Annotated in this window: 7 protein-coding genes; 6 read left to right on the top strand and 1 reads right to left on the bottom strand. The window is 42.8% G+C overall.

The annotated features are described in order from the left end of the window. Nucleotides 1–435 precede the first annotated feature (435 nt). Nucleotides 436–630 (bottom strand): hypothetical protein, encoded by a 195-nt coding sequence (locus GC098_RS06460; protein WP_171642076.1) that lies wholly within the window; start codon nucleotides 628–630, stop codon nucleotides 436–438. Between the two features lie 420 nt (nucleotides 631–1,050). On the opposite strand from GC098_RS06460, the gene GC098_RS06455 reads away from it, so the two are divergent. The 6 genes from GC098_RS06455 to GC098_RS06430 all read left to right on the top strand — a co-directional run bounded on the left by GC098_RS06455 (nucleotide 1,051) and on the right by GC098_RS06430 (nucleotide 7,320). Next, on the top strand, nucleotides 1,051–1,344 hold the full coding sequence (locus GC098_RS06455) for an HPr family phosphocarrier protein (RefSeq protein ID WP_171642074.1): 294 nt from the start codon (nucleotides 1,051–1,053) through the stop codon (nucleotides 1,342–1,344). A gap of 3 nt (nucleotides 1,345–1,347) precedes the next feature. Then, nucleotides 1,348–2,172 carry a LysR family transcriptional regulator gene (locus tag GC098_RS06450; RefSeq protein WP_171642072.1) on the top strand — a complete coding sequence of 275 codons (825 nt, stop codon included), beginning with the start codon at nucleotides 1,348–1,350 and terminating at the stop codon, nucleotides 2,170–2,172. 193 nt (nucleotides 2,173–2,365) lie between these two features. Next, a complete protein-coding gene (locus tag GC098_RS06445; RefSeq protein WP_171642071.1) occupies nucleotides 2,366–3,373 on the top strand; it encodes an LLM class flavin-dependent oxidoreductase in 1,008 nt (335 codons plus the stop codon). A 193-nt stretch (nucleotides 3,374–3,566) separates the two neighbouring features. After that, the gene (locus tag GC098_RS06440; RefSeq protein WP_171642069.1) at nucleotides 3,567–5,105 is read left to right on the top strand and encodes a spore germination protein; all 1,539 of its coding nucleotides are present in this window, start codon (nucleotides 3,567–3,569) and stop codon (nucleotides 5,103–5,105) included. Further along, nucleotides 5,102–6,202 carry a GerAB/ArcD/ProY family transporter gene (locus tag GC098_RS06435; RefSeq protein WP_171642067.1) on the top strand — a complete coding sequence of 367 codons (1,101 nt, stop codon included), beginning with the start codon at nucleotides 5,102–5,104 and terminating at the stop codon, nucleotides 6,200–6,202. The genes GC098_RS06440 and GC098_RS06435 overlap by 4 nt, the downstream gene beginning before the upstream one ends. Then, nucleotides 6,199–7,320: a Ger(x)C family spore germination protein gene (locus tag GC098_RS06430; RefSeq protein WP_171642065.1), complete on the top strand. Its 1,122-nt coding sequence runs from the start codon at nucleotides 6,199–6,201 to the stop codon at nucleotides 7,318–7,320. The genes GC098_RS06435 and GC098_RS06430 overlap by 4 nt, the downstream gene beginning before the upstream one ends. Nucleotides 7,321–7,325: the final 5 nt, after the last annotated feature.

The raw sequence follows: 7,325 nt of genomic DNA, 5'->3' as shown, positions 1-7,325 counted from the left end.
ACGTACAACAATTTCGTTTCGTTTCTTCTCTATAAGCTGTTGAAGTTGTATGTAGTGCAACAATTTTTACTTATTTTATGCGATAAAGCTATTTTGGGGAGGAAATGTTGTATGTTCTGCAACGCTTACCGGGAAAACGCGATTTCGTTAGTGAAATGTTGTACAAATTACAACAACTAGGTCCATAGATGAAGGAAACTGTGCACTTAACCTCGTCGGGTAACGACAATCCATATTGAAGGGAAATTGGCCTGTAATTTGAACGAACGGAACGTCAATGCACTATTAGTGGGAAAAGTGGCCGATAATTTGATTGAGCGGAACGTAAGTGCTCTATTGGGTGAAATCTTTGCTCTCTTGGGCCAAAATGACGGGATAAGGAATCGTCGTTCCTCTATGGGGCACTGCATGATAAAACGCAGAAAAAATATACGTCTAGTTTTGCGGCATACCGGATTCCGCATCCGAACTCGAGTTGTTATCCGTGAATTCCACATAATTATCGACCGTATCTAGAACTTGGCTTAGCTGCCAACGGCTAAAAATAATATGGTCTGAAGAAATCGCATTATAGGTGCTTTCTTGTTTGCTGATTTTAAAGCCTCGGTAATTCTCATAAATGGTTCTCATTCTGATCTCTCCCTCGCTTTGATGTATATCTTAAACTATCATCAATCGAGTAATTTTGGTAGAGGTGTAAATTGATAGAAATTGTCTATTCCTGACTAATTGCATGTAAATATGGTTAATTGCTTCTTTTCTATTGCCTATACGGTATGAATTGTTCTCTATGCGGGTTTCCGCTTAGCCGGAAATACCATTTGCATGTATGGAAGGTATTTCAAATTTTAAACGTTGACAGAATCTGGTTTGATTCACTATAATCTAATTATGAGTAATTTTATCGGAATAATATGAATCGACCAGACAGCTGGAGATGCTTCGTCCTCAAAGGGATGAATGCGTCTCCTTTTTTCATTCATTATCACCAAATGCTAACTATAGCTTACGATGCAAGTTATTTTATAACACTATCTAGGAGGAATAGCTATGAAAATTGAATGGACTTTTGCGATGAACAAACCTTGGACGATTGATCTTGTGTTGGATTTTGTGACCATAGCTAATCGGTATTCGTGCAATATTTATGTGGGCGTAAGTGGGAAGATGCTGAATGCAAAGGGTTTACTGGGCATTGTTTCCCTTAGCCTGTCTCTAGGCAATCAATCGGTTATTGTTTTGCAATTAGATGGCGTTGATGCTCAGGAAGCATTTGAGAAAGTGTCTGTGTACCTACAAAGCACGGATCACAGTATACAAAAGGCCTATTCGCATAGTTCCTAGTCCTTGCTGTTCGATCGAAAAGGGAGGAATTTTACGCTGACGGAGAAAGGGAAGAAGTTCCTACCGTATGCTCAGCAAATTCTCCAAACTTACAAAAAGGGAAAACAACAGCTGCTGAATTTTAACACGACTCCTAATGAACTAAGAATAGGATGTACGGTTTCTGTCTCCAATTATGTCATTCCTGACATTATTCCCATCATCAAAAAGAAGTACCTTAACCTACATATTAAATTAACGACTGCTCCCACCGAGACGATTCTGGAGAAGCTGCTGAATAAGGAAATAGACATCGGATTTGTGCGAAATGTGACGCATCCGCATGTTGATTGTGCGGGGTTTTATGAAGATCCGATTCGACTTTTCGTACATCAGTGTCATCCTTTTGTGAAGAAAGAACAAATAACGATTGAAGATGTTAGCAGGGAATCACTAGTGTTTTTTGAGTGTTGCTCCCTCGATTGGATAAAGATACATCGCTTATTCGCTACACTTGAGCATCCGCCCCATATCGAATATCAGATCGATAATCTTGAAACTGCGAAGAAGCTTGTCGCGAGTGGGATGGGGGTTTCATTTTTACCCGATCTCTGCGTACGTCAAGAAGTGAAGGATGGCTTACTTGTTCCTATCCATATCCCAGCTCTAGGAGGTTTGTCTCTTCGGACTAATCTCATTTCACTCAAGGAAGCGGCCAACGATTTCACGCATGTGTGCCTAGAAGCTTCTGACTTATGTGGAAGAGGTCATCGTCAGAGACACCTTGCTATCATCCGGTGTTGTCCTTGCAACGTCGAAGAATCATCCTTGGCTGCTTCCGATGTATGAACGTAAAGGTTATCAAGCCTTTCACGAAAGGCCGCTAGGTGAAACGGATACGTTGGTTTTCCTGAAGAAGACTTTATTCGAACAAGTTCAACTTGCCCAATAAGTAGATGCGTAAAGACAGTCGGGAGCTATTCTGGCTGTTTTTTGCTATTCTGTGCTTAAATATGTTACAGTTAGAAGGAGGTGATCGAGCATGTTAAAATTGGGGATTTTGGACCAATCACAAATAGGAGAAGGTCGCAATGCCGCGCAAACGCTGTTTGAAACGACCGAGCTGGCGCAAGAGGCAGATAAACTTGGATATACGCGTTACTGGGTGTCAGAGCATCATGCCTCTGAGGCGCTTGCTCACTCAAGCCCAGAAGTACTTATCGCTCATTTAGCTGCAAAAACGAATCGGATCCGCTTAGGGTCAGGCGGTATCATGATGCCGCATTACAGTGCATACAAAGTAGCAGAAAATTTCCGATTACTGGAGGCGCTGCATCCGGGAAGGATTGACGTTGGCCTTGGACGTGCGCCCGGCGGCATGCCCATCTCGACGCGAGCGCTGCAAGAGGGGAAATACACGAGCGTAGATCAATACCCGCAGCAAGTGGCAGACTTGACTGGGTATTTATATGATTCGCTGCCTGTGAACCATCGCTTTGCTGCGCTGCATGCGTCTCCAATTATTCCGACAGCACCGGAAATTTGGCTGCTCGGTTCTTCCTATGACAGTGCCAGCATTGCTGCTAAACAAGGGGCTGCATTTGGTTTTGCCCAGTTTTTTGGCAATGCCGATTGTGAACAAGCGCTGCAGATTTACCGCGAGGAATTCAAACCGTCTATTTTGAATGATAAGCCACATTCGCTTGCAGCGGTTTTAGTCGTTTGTGCCGATACGGAAGAAGAGGCAAATCGACTAGCGACGAGTACAGATTTGTTCTTCCTATCTCTTGGCCGCGGCGCGCTGCTGCCCTCATTCCCTTCCGTTGAAACGGCTATGAATTATCCGTATACAGAAGCTGATTTGGCCCTAATACGTGGTCGCCAACACAAGCGTATTGTCGGTACTCCTCAGCAAGTAAAAGCGGAGATTCTCAAGCTGAACGAGGCGTATAAAGCAGACGAGTTTATGGTCGTTTCTCCGATTCATGATGTGGATGCGCGCATTCATTCTTATCGTTTATTAGCCAAAGCGTTTGAGTTGCAAGGGTAAATGTTAGCGTAAAGAGTGGCCGTATGGATATAAACTCAATTTTATTAATCAGAAGCAGCACACCGATTAACGGTGGCTGCTTTTTTCTATTGGCTCGTATTCTTCATTCCTTTTCATTTGCGTACAGCCTTTGTCATGAATACATAATTTTGGATAATAAAAGAAAGAATAGGGATGAGGGTGGTGAAGTTCGTTGCTATTTTCAAACTGGTTCGGAAGGAAGAAGTATCGTTCGGTTCCAGAGCAAATTAATCAGCCGCCTAGCGACTCGATAAGTGCTTCGTTGGCGCAAAATATAACCTATTTACATAGTCAGTTCAGTCAAACTCCCGATCTGGTTGTGCGGCATTTTATGATCAAAGAATCTGGTGACCAAGCTGCGCTAGTCTATTTGGTTGGACTCATAGATAAAAACGCAATCAATAATAATGTCCTTCGGCCTCTACAATTTGAAACGGGAAGCGGCGATTCGGAATATGGCTTTACGATAAATGTAGGTCAAATCGATCCGTTGAAATCTTGGCACCAAATTGAATCTGCCATTTTGCATGGCAGCAGTATTCTCTTTGTTGGCGGACGAACGGAAGTCTACGCCTTAGGAACGCAAGGGTGGCCGCAGAGAGCAATTGAAGATCCACAAATTGAGGCTTCTTTAAAAGGAGCACATCAAGGCTTTGTTGAAACAGGAAGCCAAAATATTGCTTTAATCCGTCGCTATATTCAAAATCGTGAATTGAAAATTAAAGAAATGACCGTTGGACAAAGAGGGAACAGTTTAGTTTCGATCTTATATTTAGAAGATGTTGCGAATCCAGAGATGTTGACTGAACTGGAAGAGAGGATTCAGCAGCTTGAAGTCGATGTCATCATTAACACAGGTGAGTTGGCAGAAATGATCGAGGACAATCCGTATTCCCCATTCCCGCAATTTATAACGACGGAAAGACCAGATGCTGTGGCTTCACAAATATTGCAAGGAAGATTTGCTGTTGTCGTCGATCGTTCGCCCAGTGTGTTGATCGCACCGGTGTCTTTTATTTCGTTTTTTCAGAACGTCGATGATTACAGTACACGCTGGTCGATTGCTACTTTTATACGACTATTGCGGATTTTCGCCTTCTTCGTTGCCATTTTCTTGCCGGCCTTCTACATTGCCGTCATCTCCTATAATTTCGAGATCATCCCGGTAAAATTACTGCTCACGATTGGTGAGTTCAGAGGAAGAGTCCCGTTTCCACCATTTGTAGAAGCGATCCTCATGGAGGTGACTTTAGAAATGATGCGGGAGGCAGGTGTGCGATTGCCCGCTCCGGTGGGGCAAACGGTTGGAATTGTCGGGGGGATCGTCATTGGGCAAGCAATTGTGCAAGCAGGACTCATCAGCAATATCATGGTGATTGTCGTTGCTTTTACGGCTATTGCCTCCTTTATCTTGCCTAATTATGATATGGTGGCAGCCGTTCGGCTAATCCGTTTCGTCATGATGATAGCGGCAGCCATGTTCGGCATTGTGGGCATCGTTATTGGTTTGATGACGATGATCGGACATTTAATAGCACTCGAATCACTTGGAACGCCGTACGGCACCCCTTTCGCGCCGGTTCGTTATGCAGATTGGAAAGATACGTTCATTCGTTTACCGTTGTGGAAAATGGGCAAGCGACCACTAGGCGTAAGAGCGATCCAATTGCGGAGGCAAGGCGAAAATCGTCCAAAGGGTGATGAGAAATGAAGAGATATCCATTTAATGAAATCACCACTATGCAGTATATATGTCTTAATTCCGGCATTCAAATGAGTGTTTTCTTTCTGGCGATGCCGCGAATATTGGCGGAAAAGGCAGGCACAGATGGCTGGATCGCGCTCATCATAGGCTGGATCATCACGGTTGCAGCAAGCTTAGTTGTTATTCAGGTGATGAAAAAGCACCCTGATGGCACATTATTTGACCTACTTACACGATATTTGGGGAAATGGACAGCTAGGGTGACAGCTAGTTTATTTGTCCTCTATCTTTTTTATTACGCTTACACAGGGATCGTCCAGGCTGTGTTGATTACGAAGGCATGGTTGCTGCCGCAAACGTCGGCATCTACAGTCATGCTTTTGCTGCTCATCCCAACCTATGTAATAACGGGCAATGGACTTCGCATCTTGGCCAGATATGCGGAGCTCGTTTTTATAATCTCTTGTTGGATACCCGTTGTTTATCTTCTTCCGCTCAAGGATGCTCACTGGCTGAATTTGCTTCCCTTATTAAAAGAAGGATGGAAGCCTGTATTTTCGGCTGTACCTACAACGTTTTTTTCTTATATTGGATTTGCTACAACGTTTATTTTGTATCCGTTTTTGAAGAACAAACAGAAGGCTTCCAGTATCATTATGATCTCCGATACATTGACAATGTTCGGGTATTTGTTCATTACGTTAATCTGCTTTGTCTATTACAGCCCGGACGAAATTCAGAAATACAACGAACCCATGGTCAATATTTTGGAATCCATTGAGTTTAAGTTCATAGAACGGATGGAAATACTGTTTATCGCGTTTTTTTTACTCATTTTTTCATTAGCATGGATACCTGCTATGTACTTAGGTGTTTATAGTACTAGCTGGCTACTCGGAAAGCAGGATCACCGCAATCATTTTCGAATACTCTGGTTGTTTCTTGCTGTGGGCACGTTTTTTTTCATGCCAACTTTTAATCAAAGTGATCGTATGAATGAGCTTCTTAGAAAGATTGGTTTTGGTATCGAGTATGTATTTCCTAGCTGTTTGCTGATTTATTTATGGATGCATAATCGTTTTAAGTGGAGGAAGAACTTATGAACAAGCGGAGGTTCCGAAAAATGCTCTTCGTCGTGTTTGTCGTTCTTGCTGCAGGTTGCAGTGATCGGTTAGATATGGAAGACGCTACATTCGCTCTATTAGTAGGATTTGATCTTGATAAAGAAAATAAGTTGCTTGTATATAGTACAACACCAGTATTCAGTCAAAGTGCTGAAAAGAAAACACGTGAAATTGGGGTGACCTCACAAACGAATCGTCAGTCGAGAGAGAAACAGGACAGTTATGCGCCGGGTGTTTTCCAAGGCAGAAGTATTCAAGTCATACTGGTCTCCAAACGAATACTACAGCAAGAAAACTGGTTTCAATTAACGGATATTTGGTTTCGCGATCCCAAAAACCCGTTAACTTCTAGGGTTATTGCCTTCGATGGACCTATCTCTGAAATTATTCACTTAAATCCGAAAGACCAACCCATGCTGCCTTTATTACTTAGGGATATGGTCGAAACGAAGTATACTCGATCGGAAACGGTAAAGACGACTTTACAGGAGCTGCACAATCAAATGCGCGAAAAGGGTCAAACTCCCTACATCTCCGAAGTTCGCTTGCTGAATAAACAAATTGCGATGACGGGCATAACACTGCTGGATAATAAAGGGGAATTTGCTGATTCTCTGAACATACAGGAAAGCATTCTACTGCAAATTTTGCAAAATAGTACAAAGAAGGCGGTTAGTTTGACACTTCCCATTCCCGGACAAGTGAAGATCGGCCCGTTCCATACATACAAATTAAGTATTAATGCCGAAAAAATAAAAACGAAAGTCAAGACTTCCTACCAAAATGACAAGTTTCAGTTCGATATCGCTATTACCATGCGCGTTGGTCTAACAGAGCTAATGTTCCCTTACGACGTGCGAAGTCAGGGAAAAGAATTGGAGAATAAGATTACTATTCAAGTACAAAAGCAGTTGGAAAGTCTCATACACAAAATACAAGCGGATAAAATTGATCCGATGGGGCTTGGGTTTTACGCCAGAGCGCATGAATATAGCCATTTCAAGAAAGTGGAAGACAATTGGGGTGAAACGCTGGCCAAAGCTGACATTCATGTTTCCGTGAAGACAACCATAGGAGCAATGGGAACAGTGAAGTAAAAGTC

Origin of the sequence: Paenibacillus phytorum, assembly GCF_013141715.1 — a bacterium.
In the GTDB taxonomy this organism is placed as follows: Bacteria; Bacillota; Bacilli; order Paenibacillales; family NBRC-103111; genus Paenibacillus_E; species Paenibacillus_E phytorum.
This window is presented reverse-complemented; position numbering and strand designations above follow the sequence as displayed.

Excerpts from the sequence above, each read along its gene's own strand:
- GC098_RS06460 (WP_171642076.1), bottom strand. The coding sequence starts at position 630 with ATGAGAACCATTTATGAGAATTACCGAGGCTTTAAAATCAGCAAACAA.
- GC098_RS06455 (WP_171642074.1), top strand. The coding sequence starts at position 1,051 with ATGAAAATTGAATGGACTTTTGCGATGAACAAACCTTGGACGATTGAT.
- GC098_RS06445 (WP_171642071.1), top strand. The coding sequence starts at position 2,366 with ATGTTAAAATTGGGGATTTTGGACCAATCACAAATAGGAGAAGGTCGC.
- GC098_RS06435 (WP_171642067.1), top strand. The coding sequence starts at position 5,102 with ATGAAGAGATATCCATTTAATGAAATCACCACTATGCAGTATATATGT.
- GC098_RS06430 (WP_171642065.1), top strand. The coding sequence starts at position 6,199 with ATGAACAAGCGGAGGTTCCGAAAAATGCTCTTCGTCGTGTTTGTCGTT.